Source organism: Leifsonia sp. L25 (assembly GCF_050632895.1).
Map to the genome: position 1 here is coordinate 718,056 of NZ_JBODRZ010000003.1, position 15,327 is coordinate 733,382.

Sequence of the window (15,327 nt, forward strand, 5' to 3'; positions counted from 1 at the left end):
GAGCCTAACGGGAGGCGACGACCTCAGTCCTGGTTGCTGAACGCTGCGTCGAACGACGCCGTCGGCAGCTTCCACAGCAGGGAGCGGATGAACCCGACCGCCTCGGCGGCGCCGTGCAGCCGGTCCATGCCGGCGTCCTCCCACTCGACGGAGATCGGGCCGGTGTAGCCGATCGACTCCAGAGCGCGGAAGGAGTCCTCCCACGGCACGTCGCCGTGCCCGGTGGAGACGAAGTCCCAGCCGCGGCGCGGGTCGCCCCAAGGCAGGTGCGAGCCGAGCACGCCGGCGCGGCCGCTCTTCGGGCGCAGGCGGGTGTCCTTGCAGTCGACGTGGTAGATGCGGTCCTTGAAGTCCACGATGAAGCCGACCGGGTCGATGTCCTGCCACATCATGTGCGACGGGTCCCAGTTGAAGCCGAAAGCCTCGCGGTGGTCGATCGCCTCCAGCGAGCGCACGCTGGTCCAGTAGTCGTACGCGATCTCCGACGGGTGAACCTCGTGCGCGAACCGCACGCCCTCGCCGTCGAAGACATCGAGGATCGGGTTCCAGCGGTCGGCGAAGTCCTGGTACCCGGCGTCGATGACGGACGCGGGCACCGGCGGGAACTGCGCCACGTACGGCCAGATGCTGGAGCCGGTGAAGCCGACGACAGTGTCGACGCCGAGCTTGCGGGCGACCTTGGCGGTCAGCTTCAGCTCCTCCGCGGCGCGCTGGCGCACGCCCTCCGGGTCGCCGTCGCCCCACACCTTCGAGCCGACGATCGCCTGGTGGCGGAAGTCGATCGGGTCGTCGCAGACGGCCTGGCCTTTGAGGTGGTTGGAGATCGCCCAGACCTTCAGGCCGTACTTGTCGAGGATGTCGAGGCGGCCCTGCAGGTAGGCGTCGTCCTCCGCGGCGCGCCAGACGTCGAGGTGCTCGCCCGAGCAGGCGATCTCCAGGCCGTCGTAGCCCCACTCGGAAGCATGCTTGGCGACCTCTTCGAGCGTGAGGTCGGCCCACTGGCCGGTGAACAGGGTGACCGGGTGCGTGCGCCCGGATTCGGTGTCTGTCATCGTGCGGTTCCCATCTCGATCCAGGTGCCCGACTCGGCCGAGTCGATCACGGCGTCGGTGATCCGGACGGCGCGCAGGCCGTCCTCGAAGCGCGGCAGGCCGTCGGGGGTCTCCCCGCGACCGCGGCGTAGCTATCGGCGACGAACGCGTTGAACGCGTCCTGGTAGCCCTGCGGGTGCCCGGAGGGCACGACGCAGAGGCGCGCGGCGTCCGCGCTGAGCTGGTCGGCGTCGCGCGGGATGAGGAGGCTGCCGGAGCGGCGGCCGACCCAGAGCGTCTCCGGCTGCTCCTGGTCGAAGGCGACGCTCTCTGCGCTGCCCGCGATCTCCAGCCACAGCCGGTTCTTGCGTCCCGGCGCAACCTGCGACACGAGCAGGGTGCCGATCGCCCCGGACTCCGTCTCGATCACGACGGCGGCGGCGTCCTCCGTCGTGATCCCCCGTGCGTGGAGCGCTCGGCGAACACCGTGCGTTTCTTCGCCGACAGGCGCGCCACGCGGTCGCCGCTCACGAACTCCACCAGGTCGACCAGGTGCGAGCCGATGTCGGCGAAGGCGCGGGAGCGGCCGCCCTGCTCGGAGTCGACGCGCCAGTTGTCGTCGCCGGAGGCCAGCAGCCAGTCCTGGAGGTAGGAGGCGTTCACGGTGAGCACCTGCCCGGCCGCGCCGGACGCGAACCGCGCCCTGGCCTCCCGGACCAGCGGGTGGAACCGGTAGACGAACGGCACGGTGGCGGTGCGCCCGGCCGCGGCGGCGACGAGCGCCTCCGCGTCCGCGATCGTCGTCGCGAGCGGCTTCTCGCAGACGACGTCCTTGCCGGAGGCCAGCACGGCGGCGGCCTGCGAGGCGTGCAGCGCGTTCGGCGTGGTCACGTGGACGACATCGATCGTGTCGTCGGCGAGCACCTCGTCCAACGAGCCGTACGCCCGGCCGATCCCGAGCCGGTCGGCCGCAGCGGCCGAGCGCTCCGGCGACGACGAGACGATGCCCGCCAGTTCGGCGCGCGCGGCCCGGGCGGCACGCGAGTGCACCTCGGCCATGAAGCCGCCGCCGACGATCGCGACGCGGAGCCGCGCTCCGGCCGCGCTCTCGTCCCGCCGGCTCAGTCCACCCGTCTCGCTCCCGCTCACACTGCTCCCGTCCGTCGTCCGTCGATGTCCTGTGCGCGTGGCCTAGGCCAGGGTGGCCGCGCGCGGGTCCCAGTCCTCCGGCAGCGCGGGAGCGACCTCGACGGTGCTCTTCACGTCCACCGGCGCGCCGGACTCGCCGGCCTCGATGGTCGCGACCATCACGTCGAGGACGTGGAAGGCCTGCTCGCCCGAGGCGCGCTCCGGGACACCGGCGCGGATCGCCCGCGCCAGCTCGACGACGCCGATGCCGCGGCCGCTCGTGGTGCCGGTCGACGGCAGCGTCTCGATGCCATCGGCGCCGTGCACCAGGAGGTCGCCCTCGAAGGTGTTCGGGTCCGGGACCACGAGCGTCCCCTCCAGACCTGCCACCTCGAACTGGGTGCGGCCGAGCTTGGAGTCGAAGCTGAAGATCGACTGCGCGGTCTGGCCGCTCTCGAACTCGTAGAGCGCGCTGACGTGCGTGGGCACGGTGACCGCGAACGACTCGCCGGCGCGGGGGCCCGATCCGATGACGCGCGACTCCTTGGCCTTGGAGGCGATGGCGCTCACGCGCTTGACCGGGCCGAAGAGCTGCACCAGCGCGGTGAGGTAGTACGGGCCGATGTCGAACAGCGGGCCGGCGCCCTCCTGGAACAGGAAGTCCGGGTTCGGGTGCCACGACTCCGGGCCGGCGCTCTGCATGAGCGTCAGCGCGGTGAGCGGCGCCCCGATGCCGCCGTTCTCGACCATGCGGCGGGCCGACTGGATGCCGGCGCCGAGGAACGTGTCGGGCGCCGTGGCGACGCGGAGCCCCTTCTCGTGGGCGGCCTCCAGGAGCTGCACGCCGCTGGCGCGGTCGAGAGCGAAGGGCTTCTCGCTCCACACGTGCTTGCCCGCGGCGAGCGCCTGCAGCGCCACATCGACGTGCACCTTCGGGATGGTGAGGTTGACGACGATCTCGATCGCGTCGTCGGCCAGCAGTTCCTCCACGGTGCCGGAACCCGGGACGCCGTACTTCTCGGCCTGGGCCTTCGCACGGTCCAGGTCGATGTCGGCGACGAAGCGCACATCGAGGTCCGGGAACGCGGTGAGGTTCTCCAGGTACTGGTTGCTGATGACGCCGGCGCCGATGAGGCCGACGCCGACCTTCCCTGCGCCGACCGTCTTCGCGCCGGTCACGCGAAGGCCTCGGTGGTGAGGAAGGCGTAGCTGTCGGCGACGGCCTGGAAGCGGTCGCCGCGGGAGTCGTCGAGCTCGATGACGCGGAGCGCGTTCGGTGCGGCGGCGATGATCTCGGCGACGGGCACGGAGCCCTGGCCGACGGCCACCTGGTCCTTGGTCTCGGTGGTGCCGGGGCCGTCCTTGATGTGCAGGGCGACGACGCGGTCGCCGAGCTTGGTGAGCAGCTCGACCGGGTCCTTGCCGCCCACGATCACCCAGTAGGTGTCGACCTCGAGGACGACCTCGGGCGCGAGCTTGCCGGCGAAGTACTCCAGCGCGGTGACGCCCTCGATGGTGCTCTCGAGCTCGTGGGCGTGGTTGTGGTAGCCGACGCGGACACCGTGCTTCGCGGCGACCTGGGCGGCAGCGTTGAGGGCGGCGGCCGTGGCCTCCACGGCCTCGGCGGTCTGCCAGCGCTCGGCCGGCACGTGCGGGTCGATGACCGTCTGGATGCCGAGGTCGGCGGCGGCGGCGAACACGGTGTCGAGGTCGTCGCGGCCGATGAAGCCCTGGTGGGTGGTGGGCGCGGTCAGGCCGGTCTCGGCGAAGCCCTGGCGGAGTCCCTCCGCGAAGTCCAGGAAGCCGAAGGGCTCGACCTGCGTGAAGCCGATGTCCGCGATGCGGCGGAGGGTCCCGACCGTGTCTTCGGTCAGAAGCTCACGGACCGTATAGAGCTGCACGGAGAGTTTTGACGTCGACACTGTTCTCCTCGTCGAGTTCTGCTGGGGATGTCGGCGCGCGAAACGGCGCCGACATCCATTCAAGCGAGACTTCTGTCGATTGTCAATCAAAAGTCGCCGTTTCGTCGGCGGCCTTTGGATCGCCGACCAGCCCTGTGGTTCAATACGTGCATGACCGACAGTGTCCGGGAGTCCGGCATCGTCGCCGCTGACGCCTCGGACCTCCTGGCGATCCTGCGCGACGGCGTTCCGCGTACCCGCGCGCAGCTCGCCGAGCTGACCGGCCTCGCGCGCTCCACGATCGCGGTGCGCATCGACTCGCTCACTGCGTCGGGCCTGGTCGCGCCCGCCGGCGACGACGTCTCGACCGGAGGGCGCCCGCCCGCGCGCATCCGGTTCAACCCCGACTCGCGCGTGGTCCTGGCGGTCGACCTCGGCGCCACCCACGGCGTCGTCGCCCTGGCCGACCTCGCCGGGACGATCACGAGCAGCGAGTCCCGCCGGCTCAGCATCGGCGACGGTCCGGAGGCCGTGCTCGACTGGGTGCTGGACACCGCCGAGCGCCTGTATGCCGCGACCGGACGCCCGCTCGGCGACCTGGTCGGTGTGGGTGTCGGGGTGCCGGGACCGGTCGAGCACTCGACGGGCCTCCCGGTCAACCCGCCGATCATGCCCGGCTGGGACCGTTTCGACATCCCGGCCTATGTGCGCCGCGTCTTCGACGTGCCCGTGCTCGTCGACAACGATGTGAACCTGCTCGCCCTGGGTGAGCACGCCCTCGCCTGGCCCGACCAGTCCGAGCTGCTCTTCGTCAAGGTGGCGACCGGCATCGGCGCCGGCATCATCAGCGGAGGCCGGCTGCAGCGCGGAGCGCAGGGCTCCGCGGGCGACCTCGGCCACGTGCGCGTGCCGTTCACCAGCGAGACCCCGAGCCACGGCGCCCGCGACGCCGACCTGGAAGCCCTGGCGAGCGGCCCCGCGATCGCGCGGGCGCTCACCGCGGCGGGCATCCCCGCCGAGACCAGCGACGACGTCGTGGCGCTCGCCCGCACCGGCAACGCCGAGGTGCTGCAGGCCATCCGCCAGGCCGGCCGCGACCTCGGCGAGGTCCTCGCGACCTGCGTCAACCTCCTGAATCCCTCGCTCGTGGTCGTCGGGGGCAGCCTCGCCCGCGTCGGCGAGCAGCTCCTCGCCGGGGTGCGGGAGGTCGTCTACCAGCGCTCGACCCCGCTCGCGACCCAGCATCTCACCATCACCCAGTCCCGCTCCGGCGAGACCGGCGGCGCCATCGGGGCGGCCATCATGGTCATCCAGGCCACCCTCGGCGTCGCCTCCCGCCCCTCCCCCGCTGAGCCGCCACCGTCCACCGTCCACCGCACGTCCCGGGAAGGTCGAATCGATTCGATCGACCGGGAGCGCCGCCAAGCCCCACCACCACAACCCGTTCGAAAGGACCGCAGTGACCACCGCATCCACCCCGCTCCGCGCCGGCGTCGTCGGCCTCGGCTGGGCCGGCCAGCAGCACATGGCCGCCTACTCCGACCTCCCGGGCGTCGAGCTCGTCGCCATCGCCGGCATGGAGGACGGCCCGCGCGCCGAGCTCGGCGAGAAGTACGGCGTGACCCGCCGCTACCGCGACTGGCGCGACCTCGTCGCCGACGGCGACCTCGACGTCGTGAGCGTCGCCGTGCCCACCTTCCTCCACGCCCCGATCGCCGTCGGCGCACTGGAGGCCGGCATCCACGTGCTCAGCGAGAAGCCGATCGCCCGCACCGCCGCCGAGGCGCAGACGATGGTCGACGCCGCGCACCGGTCCGGCCGCGTGCTGGAGGTCGCGTTCAACCACCGCCGCCGCGGCGACATCGAGGCGCTGAAGGCCGCGATCGACGCCGGCCAGATCGGCCGGCCCTACCACGCGCGGGCGATCTGGCTGCGCCGCGCCGGCATCCCGGCTCTCGGGAGTTGGTTCACCAACCGCGAGATGGCCGGCGGCGGCCCGCTGATCGACATCGGCGTGCACGTGCTCGACTACGCGCTGCACCTGTTCGGCGAGCCGCAGGTCACCGCCGTCTCCGCCGTCACCCACTCCGAGCTCGGCACGCGTGGCCGCGGCGGCGCGAAGAGCGACAAGCAGCACGTCGGCTCCGCCTACGAGGTGGAGGACCTCGCCAGCCTGCTGCTGCGCCTGGAGGGCGGCGGGTCCATCGTGCTCGAGACGAGCTGGGCCGCCTACCGTCCGGCCGGCGACGAGTTCGGTATCACGCTGTACGGCACCGAGGGCGGCGCCGACCTCCGGGTCGTCGACTACGCGCCGGCCGGCGAGCTGACCATCTTCACCGGCGAGGGCGAGGAGGTCGAGGACGTCGCGGTGAAGGCCGACGCCGGGCGCGGCCACCTCGCGGTGGTCGAGACGTTCCTCGAGCACGTCGCCGACGAGGCGAACTGGTCGCACTGGGACGGCTCGCTCGCCCTCGACCGCGCCCGCGTCATCGACGCGGCGTACGAGTCTGCCCGCATCGGCGCCGAGGTTCGACTGACCCCGGCGACGGCGGGGCTGGACGACACGACCACCGCCACCACCACCGAGACCCAGGAGGCATGACCATGACCGCACTGCGCGTCACCGTCTGGAACGAGGGCGTCCACGAGACCACCCAGCCCGAGATCGCGGCGATCTACCCCGACGGCATCCACGGAGCCATCGCCGCCGGCCTCGCCGAGCTGCTCGGCGAGGAGGTCGACGTCCGCACCGCGACGCTCGCCGACCCCGAGCACGGCCTGAGCGAGCAGCAGCTCGCCGAGACCGACGTCCTGCTGTGGTGGGGCCACATCGCGCACGACCAGGTCTCCGACGAGGTCGTGGAGCGGGTGCGGCAGCACGTGCTCGGCGGCATGGGCCTGATCGTGCTGCACTCCGGGCACTTCTCGAAGATCTTCATCCGCATGCTCGGGACCACCTGCTCGCTGCGCTGGCGCAACCCGGAGGGCGGCGAGCGCGAGCTGGTCTGGAACGTGAACCCCACGCATCCGATCGCCCAGGGCGTCGACCAGCCCATCGTGATCGAGGCGCAGGAGATGTACGGCGAGTTCTTCGACATCCCGACCCCGGACGACCTGGTGTTCATCAGCTCGTTCACCGGCGGGGAGGTGTTCCGCTCCGGCGTGACGTTCACCCGTGGCCGCGGCAAGATCTTCTACTTCTCGCCCGGCGACCAGGAGTACCCGGTGTACGTCCACCCGCAGGTGCGTCGCGTCCTCGCGAACGGCGTGCGCTGGGCCGCGCCCGTCGCCGGCGCCCGCCGTGCCCCGGAGGTCTCCAACCCCCAGCCGGTCTGACCCGCCCCACCCTCCCGCGCCCAGAGGGGTCGCAACACGCCGCTTCGCCCCGCGAACAACGGCGTGTTGCGACCCCTCTGACGTGGCAGGGCAGACTGTCCGTATGGTCAGCCTTCCTTCGCCCCGTTTTCCCGACCCTGCCGACGCTCCGGCGCTGCGCTGGGGTGTGATCGGTCCCGGCGGCATCGCCGCCGACTTCACCGACGCGCTGCACGCGCACACGGCGCAGCGGATGGTCGCCTGCGGCTCGCGTTCGGCCGACCGGGCCGCAGCGTTCGCCGCCGCCCACGGCGTCGAGCGCGCCTACGACTCGTACCAGGCGCTGGTCGCCGACCCGGACGTGGACGTCGTCTACGTCGCCACGCCGCACAGCGAGCACCTGGAGCACGCCCTCCTCGCCATCGCGGCGGGCAAGCACGTCCTCGTGGAGAAGCCGCTCGCCGCGACGGCGGACCAGGCCAGACGGATCGCCTCCGCGGCCCGGGAGGCCGGCGTCTTCGCGATGGAGGCGATGTGGACCCGCTATCTCCCGCAGACCGACATCGTCCGTCAGCTACTCGACGCCGGCGCCCTCGGCGACGTGCGCGTGGTCACCGCCGACTTCGGCGGCAACGCCCCTTCGACCCGGCCGGACGGCTGTGGGATCCTGCGCTGGCCGGCGGCGCCCTCCTCGACCTCGGCGTCTACGTGGTGTCGTGGGCGTCGTTCGCGCTCGGCGCTCCCGCCGGGATCATCGCGACCGGCACGCTCGCCCCGACCGGCGTGGACGAGCAGGTGGCCCTCATCCTCAGCTCCGCCCGCGGCGGCCAGGCGCTGCTCAGCACGGGCCTGCGCGCGGGCACCCCGTCGCTCGCGACCATCTCCGGCAGCGACGGCAGGATCGAGCTGGACAGCCCGTTCTGGGGTCCGAGCGGACTGCGCGTCGTCGGCCGCGACGGCAGTGTCGCCGCCGAGTGGCGGGACCCGTACGAGCGCCCCTACCGGCAGGGGATGTCGTACGAGGCGGCCGCCCTCGCCCGCTACGTCGCCGAGGGCCGCACCGAGTCGCCGCTGCACTCGCTGGACGAGGCGGTGTCGACGCTTGCGACGATCGACGAAGCACGCCGCCAGCTCGGCGCCGCGGGCGTGGGCTGACAGCGGGAGTCCCCGGACCGAGGCAGAATGGACGGGTGTTCGACCGCTCCGCCACCCGCACCGCCGACCTCTACCGGCCGGGCGTGCTGGCGGACCTCGGTCCCAGCACCTCCGCCCCGGCCCCGCGAGCCGTCGTGCCGGCCGTCCCGGGCGCGACCGGGCATCTCGCCCGCGTCGTCGCGTCGTCCAGCGACCGCGTGGGCTGGCTCCGCGCCCGCAGCCGCGGGATCACAGCGACCGACGTCGCCAAGCTGTCGACGCCGCAGTCTCTCCGCGCCGCGGTCTACGACAAGTTGAACGGCTCCGGGTTCTCGGGCAACTCCTTCACGCAGCACGGTCGCAGCCGCGAGCCCGAGATCGCCGCCTGGGTGGCCGCGACCCATGGCATCCAGCCGTCCGACCTGCTCTTCCACGCCGAGCGCGACCGGCGGCACCTGGCGACACCGGACGGCCTCGTCCTGCGCACCGGCGGCCGGATCGAGCTCGCGGAGATCAAGACGACGAACAAGCCGTTCAACAGCATCCCGCGGCACTACCTGCGGCAGATCTGGTGGCAGCAGTACGTCCTCGGCGCCGAGCGGACGCTCTTCGTGTGGGAGCAGCACGACCGCTTCGTGCCCATCCACGACGAGCCGCAGTGCCAGTGGGTGGACCGCGACGACCGGGAGATCGCCCGGCTCGTGGCGCTGGCTGGCGACCTCATCGACCTCCTCCGGGAGGCGACGGCCCGACCGGCCGTCCAGGCTCAGCCGACGATCGCTTCCTGATCCGCCGGGTCGGCCTCCGCGGTCTCCGGGGTACCGGGTGATGCGCTGCGGACTCCGGCCGGCACCCGGACGAGCGCGAGGGCGTAGGCCGCCATCCACGCGATCGCGACCGTGGTTCCGACGAGCTCCAGCCACGCGCCGATATCCGTCGCGACGTGCACGAGCGCGAGCAGTCCGCCCACGATCGTGATGAGGGCGACCGCCACGCAGCTCGCGAGCGACAGTCGCGCGACCCGCGGCAGGCCGGAGGCGAACGCGACCTGGAGCATGGCGAAGCACGCCGCCGCGAAGCCGACCACCGCCGAGACGGTGTGCACGAGGTCCTGCACGGTGGATGCCGGGTCGACCAGCGGGACCGGGCAGTATGCCGTGCAGGTGACCTGAGAGGCCAGGACGAAACACAGCGCCGCGAAGCCGAGGCTGACGGCGGGAGCCCACCGATCCAGCGCGCGCACCGACGACCGCACGTGCCCGCTCGCGAGAGCAACCGAGAAACCGCCAGCGGCGATGAGCAGCAGCGCGACCCTGAACGGGACAGCAGTGGAAGCGCCCACCGCACCCAGCTCGCTCACGTAGACCGGGTACGGCACGGTGAGGCGGGCCGCCCAGATGATCGTCAGGCCGCTGAGCACGCACACGGTCCCGATCGCGAGCAGGGCCGGGACGGCCCGCTGCCAGCCGCCGGCGAGGACGGGCAGGGCGAACGGCTGGCGCACGATACGCAGCAGTCGTCGCACGGGGCTCCTCCGGATGATTCGGGTCGAGGGATTCTATCCGGACCATCCCTGCGAACGTCCTGAGCCGGGCCGGGCCTTTCTGAACGGATCGGGAACGGCCTGAGCGGACCGGGGAAACAGACTGTTCACACACGGTGACCCGCCTGAAACACCCGCGACCCCTCCGCGCGTTTGACTGGGAACAGCCGCACCGCTCGCGGCGAGGCGATGAGGGGATCACGAATGCCGAACACGATGCGTGCCGCGCTGCTCGACGCGGCAGGCGACCCGGCCGCCCTCCGGATCGGCGAGGCCCCGACGCCCGACCGGGTGAACGCGGAGTTCCTGGTCAAGGTCGTCGCGGCGGGCGTCAACCCACTCGACGCCTCCACCCGCTCCGGCGGCGGCGTGTTCGGCGCCATCCACAGCTTCCCGGCTGTGCTCGGGCACGACTTCAGCGGGGTCGTCGTGGAGTCGCCGTTCGCCGCGCATCCGTTGCGGCCGGGCGACGAGGTGTTCGGCATGGTGATGGTCCCCCGCTTCGGAGGCAGCTACGCCGAGTACGTGTCGGTGCCGAGCGTGAGTCTCGTCCGCAAGCCCGCGACGCTCTCGCACATCGAGGCGGCAGCGGCGCCGCACGCCGCGCTGACCGCCTGGGGGATGGTGGTCGAGCTGGCCAAGGCGCACGACGGCCAGCGCGTGCTGGTGCATGCCGGCACCGGCGCGGTCGGCCATTTCGCGATCCAGTTCGCCGCCTACTTCGGCGCCCACGTGATCGCCACGACGTCGAGCGCGAACCACGCCTGGCTGCGCTCCCTCGGCGCGGCCGAGGTGGTGGACGAGGCCGCCACCGGGTACGACCCCACCGGGCTCGGCGACACCGTCGATGTCGTCATCGACCCCGCCGCGGACCTGGAGCGCGCCACTCGCGCTCTCGCCCTCATCCGCCCGGGCGGCCTGTTGGTGCTGCAGGTCCCGGCCGGCGTCGATCCCGGGCTGGCCGAGGCCGCGGAGGCAGCCGGAGTGCGGGCGACCGGCTACACGGGAGCACCGGACGGGAGCACGCTCGCTGTCATCGCCCGGCTCCTGGAGACCGGGAGCGTTCGCGTGCACGTCGACCGGATCTTCCCGCTCGACGAGATCGCGGAGGCCCACCGGGCGCTCGAGGAGGAGCACACCCGCGGCGCCATCGTCCTCAAGATCGCGGAAGGCTGACCAGTTCGCGCTCCATCACCCAGTCGTCCTCGAGCCGGTCCCCGACCAGGAAGCGCTTCGAGCCGACGCGCTCGAAGCCGTGTTTGCCGTAGAAGCGCTGGGCGCGCGCGTTCTCCTCATTGACGCCGAGCCAGATCCCCGCGGCCCCGGCCTCGGTCGCCACCGCGAGGCTCGCCTCCATCAGCCGGCCGGCGACGCCCTCGCCGTGATGCCCGGGGAGGACATAGCACTTGCTGAGCTCGGCGGTCGGATGCATCCGGACGGAGGCGCGCACGTCGGCGTCGGCCGGCTCGCCGAGGTTCACCATCGTGTAGCCGATCACCGCGCCGTCGTCGTCCTGCGCCACCAGCAGCCGGCGGCCCGGGTCGACCGCGTACTCGCCGAATCGCTCGGTCGACAGCACGGAGGCGATGAATGCGCTCTTCGCCTCCTCGGTGGTGTGCGGAGGGCACGCGAGCGGAAAGGTCACCGCGGCGACGCCGGCGAGTGCCTCCGCGTCGGCCGCGGTCGCGAGACGGATCACGACGGTCATCCCGCCAGCGTAGCGGCCCTCACCCTCCGCCGAGGGGCGGCGGAGACGGCGACGGGCCGGTCACCGCGTGAGCGGTGCCGGCCCGTCGAGGGAACGATGCGATCAGATCGCGTTGACGTCCAGCGGGATGCCCGGGCCGAACGTGGTCGACACAGCGCCCTTCTGGATGTAACGGCCCTTCGCAGCGGACGGCTTGAGACGGACGACCTCGTCGAGGGCGGCCTTGATGTTCTCGTCGAGCTGCTCGGCGGTGAAGCCCGCCTTGCCGACCACGAAGTGCACGTTGGAGTGCTTGTCGACGCGGAACTCGATCTTTCCGCCCTTGATGTCGGAGACGGCCTTCGCGACATCCGGGGTGACCGTGCCGGTCTTCGGGTTCGGCATCAGGCCGCGCGGGCCCAGCACCTTGCCGAGACGGCCGACCTGGCCCATGAGCTCCGGGGTGGAGACGGCCGAGTCGAAGTCGGTGTAACCGCCGGCGACCTTCTCGATCAGGTCGCTGCCGCCGACCTCGTCGGCGCCCGCGGCGATGGCGGCCTCAGCGGCCGGGCCGGTCGCGAACACGATGACGCGCGCGGTCTTGCCGGTACCGTGAGGAAGGATGACGGTGCCGCGGACCATCTGGTCCGCCTTGCGCGGGTCAACGCCGAGCTTCAGCGCGACCTCGACGGTCGAGTTGAACTTGGCGGAACCGGTCTCCTTCGCGAGGGTGACGGCCTCGGTAGGGGTGTAGAACTTGCCGGCTTCGATCTTGTCGGCCGCGGCCCGGTAGGCCTTGGACTTCTGTGCCATGAGATTTCTCCTTACGAGAATGTGGTGCGAGCCTGGCCGGCTCTGCCACGGTGATGTCTGGGTGACGGGGAGGTCGGGCTTACGCCTCGACCGTGATGCCCATCGAACGGGCGGTGCCTGCGATGATCTTCGACGCCGCGTCGATGTCGTTGGCGTTGAGGTCGACCATCTTCTGCTCGGCGATCTCGCGCACCTGGTCCTTGGTCAGCTTGCCGACCTTGGTGGTGTGCGGCACGCCGGAGCCCTTGGGGACGCCCGCGGCCTTCTTGATGAGCTCGGCGGCCGGCGGGGTCTTGAGGACGAACGTGAACGAACGGTCCTCGTAGACGGTGATCTCCACCGGGATGACGTTGCCGCGCTGCGCCTCGGTGGCCGCGTTGTACGCCTTGCAGAACTCCATGATGTTCACGCCGTGCTGACCCAGGGCCGGGCCGATCGGCGGGGCCGGGTTGGCGGCGCCGGCCTTGATCTGAAGCTTGATCAGACCGGTGACCTTCTTCTTCGGTGCCATGTCTCTTCCTTCTTTGTGTATTCGAGCACGTGGGCGTCACGCCCGCGTCGCTCTCCCGGTTTCTCGGCCCTTCCGAGACCCGGTGTGCTGAAAATCTGTGGGTGTCAGAGCTTCGTGACCTGGTCGAAGCTGAGCTCGACCGGGGTCTCGCGCTCGAAGAGCGACACGAGCACGGTGAGCTTGCCGCTCTCCGGCTTGATCTCGCTGATCGAGCCAGGCAGACCCGCGAACGAGCCCTCCTTGATGGTGATGGTCTCGCCGATCTCGAAGTCGACCTCGGCCGGGATGACGCGCGCGGCGGCCTTCTGGCCCTTCGCGCCGCCCTTGGCCGGGGCCTGCTCGACCTGCACGAGGCTCTTGAGCATCGAGAAGGCCTCTTCGAAGCGCAGCGGGGTCGGGTTGTGGGCGTTGCCGACGAACCCGGTCACGCCCGGCGTGTGCCGGACGACGGACCAGCTGTCCTCGTTGAGGTCCATGCGCACCAGCACGTAGCCGGGGATGCGCACACGGTTGACCATCTTGCGCTGGCCGTTCTTGATCTCGACCACGTCCTCCATCGGGACCTGGACCTCGAAGATGAAGTCCTCCATGTTCATGGAGACCATGCGGTTCTCGATGTTGGACTTCACGCGGCGCTCGAAGCCGGCGTAGGAGTGGATGACGTACCACTTGCCGAACTTGGCGCGCAGCTCGGCGCGGAACTCCTCGTACGGGTCGGCGGCGACCTCGTCCTCGTCCTCGACGGCCTCCTGGGCGGCCTCGGCCTCTTCGGCGGAGTCGACCTCGAGGGCCTCGTCGACGGCGCGGTCGGCCTCGGGGTCGACGGCCTCGGCCATCGCGTCGAGGACGGCGTCCAGGTCGATCTCGGTGCCGTCCTCGGCGACGATGTGCAGCGCCTCGTGCTCGGCGGGGTCGGACGACTCCTCGTCGCGCTCCAGGACGTTGCCCGTCTGCGCCTCGTCGTCTTCGGAGGACTGCTCGGCAGCGGTCGCCCAGTCGACGTCGTCGCGGTTCGTCTCAGACACTGAATTCATTCCATTTCTGTCGGTATGGCCGTGCGGCCGGTCGGGATGCGCGGATTACTTCGGATGCCCGAAGACCCACACCACACCGAGACCGAACACCCAGTCGAGCAGGGACACGATCGCCATCATGATCACCACGAAGACGAGCACGACGCCGGTGTAGCTCAGGAGCTCCTTGCGCGTCGGCGTGACGACCTTCTTGAGTTCGCCGATGACCTGCCGGATGAACAGGGCGATCCGCGCGAAGGGGTTGCGCCTCGCGGCACGATCCTTCTTGGCGTTGGCGACGACTTCCTCGCTCGGTTCGTCGATTACCTTTCGGGCCACCTCGTTACACCTTTCGTGGACCGGCATCCGGGATGCCGGTTTGCAGGGCGGACAGGAATCGAACCTGCAACCTGCGGTTTTGGAGACCGCTGCTCTGCCAATTGAGCTACCGCCCTAAAGATCGTGAACCCGGAAGACCCTCCTGGCATTCGCGAAAATAGGCGCAGAAAAGCTTGGCGGATTCAACCACCGCCACCAAGTGTACGGGACGCCACAGCCCCTCGCAAAAACACGGCGCTCAGAGCAGCTTGCGCTCCAGGGCCCACGCGGTGAGCTCGTGACGCGAGGAGAGCTGCAGCTTGCGCAGCACGGCGGAGACATGCGTCTCGACGGTCTTGACCGAGATGAAGAGCTCGGCGGCGACCTCCTTGTAAGCGTAGCCGCGCGCGATCAGCCGCATGACCTCCCGCTCGCGCGCCGAGAGCCGGTCGAGCTCGTCGGTGCTCTCGGCCTGCTCCCCGCCGCCGCGCCGAAGGCGTCGAGCACGAACCCCGCGAGCTTCGGCGAGAAGACCGCGTCGCCTCCCGCCACGGCCACGACCGCGTCGCTGACCTGCCGTCCCGAACTGCCCTTGGTCAGGTAGCCGCGGGCTCCGCCGCGGATCACGCCCACCACGTCCTCCGCCGCGTCGGAGACGCTGAGCGCGAGGAAGCGCGTGCGCTGGTGCTCGGCCGCGGTGCGCCGGAGAACCTCCGCGCCGCCACCGCCCGCGCCGCCCGGCAGGTGGACGTCGAGCAGCACGACGTCCGGATGCGTGCGCAGGATCGCCTCCACGGCGCCGTCGACGTCCTGCGCCTCGGCCACGACGCGGAGGCGGGCGTCCAGGTCGGAGCGCAGGCCCGAGCGGAAGATCGAGTGGTCGTCGACGATCACGACCGTGATCGCGCCCGCAGCAGTGTCGTCGGTCATGGT

Annotated in this window: 13 protein-coding genes, 1 tRNA gene and 4 pseudogenes; 6 read left to right on the plus strand and 12 right to left on the minus strand. The window is 71.2% G+C overall.

The features are described 5' to 3' along the window. Positions 1 to 23: 23 nt before the first annotated feature. The 4 genes and pseudogenes from ACRAWC_RS07335 to ACRAWC_RS07350 all read right to left on the minus strand — a co-directional run bounded on the left by ACRAWC_RS07335 (position 24) and on the right by ACRAWC_RS07350 (position 4,060). Positions 24 to 1,052, minus strand: coding sequence for a sugar phosphate isomerase/epimerase family protein (locus tag ACRAWC_RS07335; protein WP_431347137.1), 1,029 nt, complete (start codon positions 1,050 to 1,052; stop codon positions 24 to 26). Beyond that, positions 1,049 to 2,090: pseudogene (locus tag ACRAWC_RS07340) on the minus strand (Gfo/Idh/MocA family protein). Before ACRAWC_RS07340 ends, ACRAWC_RS07335 begins: the two are co-directional and overlap by 4 nt. Before the next feature lie 132 nt (positions 2,091 to 2,222). After that, positions 2,223 to 3,338, minus strand: a complete 1,116-nt coding sequence (locus ACRAWC_RS07345; protein WP_431347138.1) for a Gfo/Idh/MocA family protein — start codon at positions 3,336 to 3,338, stop codon at positions 2,223 to 2,225. Beyond that, positions 3,335 to 4,060, minus strand: a complete 726-nt coding sequence (locus ACRAWC_RS07350; protein ID WP_431349387.1) for a sugar phosphate isomerase/epimerase family protein — start codon at positions 4,058 to 4,060, stop codon at positions 3,335 to 3,337. Before ACRAWC_RS07350 ends, ACRAWC_RS07345 begins: the two co-directional genes overlap by 4 nt. 171 nt (positions 4,061 to 4,231) lie before the next feature. On the opposite strand from ACRAWC_RS07350, the pseudogene ACRAWC_RS07355 reads away from it, so the two are divergent. The 5 genes and pseudogenes from ACRAWC_RS07355 to ACRAWC_RS07375 form a co-directional block, all read left to right on the plus strand. Beyond that, positions 4,232 to 5,383 (plus strand): annotated as a pseudogene (locus ACRAWC_RS07355) (ROK family protein); the annotation flags it as partial. A gap of 136 nt (positions 5,384 to 5,519) precedes the next feature. Beyond that, positions 5,520 to 6,662: a Gfo/Idh/MocA family protein gene (locus ACRAWC_RS07360; RefSeq protein ID WP_431347139.1), complete on the plus strand. Its 1,143-nt coding sequence runs from the start codon at positions 5,520 to 5,522 to the stop codon at positions 6,660 to 6,662. Further along, on the plus strand, positions 6,659 to 7,396 hold the full coding sequence (locus ACRAWC_RS07365) for a ThuA domain-containing protein (RefSeq protein ID WP_431349388.1): 738 nt from the start codon (positions 6,659 to 6,661) through the stop codon (positions 7,394 to 7,396). The genes ACRAWC_RS07360 and ACRAWC_RS07365 overlap by 4 nt, the downstream gene beginning before the upstream one ends. Positions 7,397 to 7,499: 103 nt before the next feature. Continuing rightward, positions 7,500 to 8,530: pseudogene (locus ACRAWC_RS07370) on the plus strand (Gfo/Idh/MocA family protein). Between the two features lie 35 nt (positions 8,531 to 8,565). Further along, positions 8,566 to 9,297 carry a YqaJ viral recombinase family protein gene (locus ACRAWC_RS07375; protein ID WP_431347140.1) on the plus strand — a complete coding sequence of 244 codons (732 nt, stop codon included), beginning with the start codon at positions 8,566 to 8,568 and terminating at the stop codon, positions 9,295 to 9,297. Here ACRAWC_RS07375 and ACRAWC_RS07380 read toward each other — a convergent pair. Further along, a complete protein-coding gene (locus tag ACRAWC_RS07380; RefSeq protein WP_431347141.1) occupies positions 9,276 to 10,034 on the minus strand; it encodes a DUF998 domain-containing protein in 759 nt (252 codons plus the stop codon). The two genes, ACRAWC_RS07375 and ACRAWC_RS07380, sit on opposite strands and share 22 nt — an antisense overlap. A 222-nt stretch (positions 10,035 to 10,256) precedes the next feature. Here ACRAWC_RS07380 and ACRAWC_RS07385 point away from each other — a divergent pair, with 222 nt between their 5' ends. Next, positions 10,257 to 11,228 carry an NADP-dependent oxidoreductase gene (locus ACRAWC_RS07385; protein WP_431347142.1) on the plus strand — a complete coding sequence of 324 codons (972 nt, stop codon included), beginning with the start codon at positions 10,257 to 10,259 and terminating at the stop codon, positions 11,226 to 11,228. Here ACRAWC_RS07385 and ACRAWC_RS07390 read toward each other — a convergent pair. The 7 genes and pseudogenes from ACRAWC_RS07390 to ACRAWC_RS07420 all read right to left on the minus strand — a co-directional run bounded on the left by ACRAWC_RS07390 (position 11,209) and on the right by ACRAWC_RS07420 (position 15,324). Further along, entirely contained in the window at positions 11,209 to 11,760 is a 552-nt protein-coding gene (locus ACRAWC_RS07390) for a GNAT family N-acetyltransferase (protein ID WP_431347143.1), read from the minus strand. The genes ACRAWC_RS07385 and ACRAWC_RS07390 overlap by 20 nt on opposite strands. Before the next feature lie 102 nt (positions 11,761 to 11,862). Beyond that, positions 11,863 to 12,552, minus strand: a complete 690-nt coding sequence (gene rplA / locus ACRAWC_RS07395; protein ID WP_431347144.1) for a 50S ribosomal protein L1 — start codon at positions 12,550 to 12,552, stop codon at positions 11,863 to 11,865. Between the two features lie 79 nt (positions 12,553 to 12,631). Next, entirely contained in the window at positions 12,632 to 13,063 is a 432-nt protein-coding gene (rplK, locus tag ACRAWC_RS07400) for a 50S ribosomal protein L11 (RefSeq protein WP_431347145.1), read from the minus strand. A gap of 104 nt (positions 13,064 to 13,167) precedes the next feature. Then, positions 13,168 to 14,088 carry a transcription termination/antitermination protein NusG gene (gene nusG / locus ACRAWC_RS07405; protein ID WP_431347146.1) on the minus strand — a complete coding sequence of 307 codons (921 nt, stop codon included), beginning with the start codon at positions 14,086 to 14,088 and terminating at the stop codon, positions 13,168 to 13,170. 54 nt (positions 14,089 to 14,142) lie between these two features. Next, positions 14,143 to 14,415: a preprotein translocase subunit SecE gene (secE, locus tag ACRAWC_RS07410; protein WP_369961021.1), complete on the minus strand. Its 273-nt coding sequence runs from the start codon at positions 14,413 to 14,415 to the stop codon at positions 14,143 to 14,145. A 43-nt stretch (positions 14,416 to 14,458) separates the two neighbouring features. Continuing rightward, positions 14,459 to 14,531: transfer RNA gene (locus ACRAWC_RS07415), tRNA-Trp, on the minus strand. 122 nt (positions 14,532 to 14,653) lie between these two features. Continuing rightward, positions 14,654 to 15,324, minus strand: a pseudogene (locus ACRAWC_RS07420) (LuxR C-terminal-related transcriptional regulator). Positions 15,325 to 15,327 lie beyond the last annotated feature (3 nt).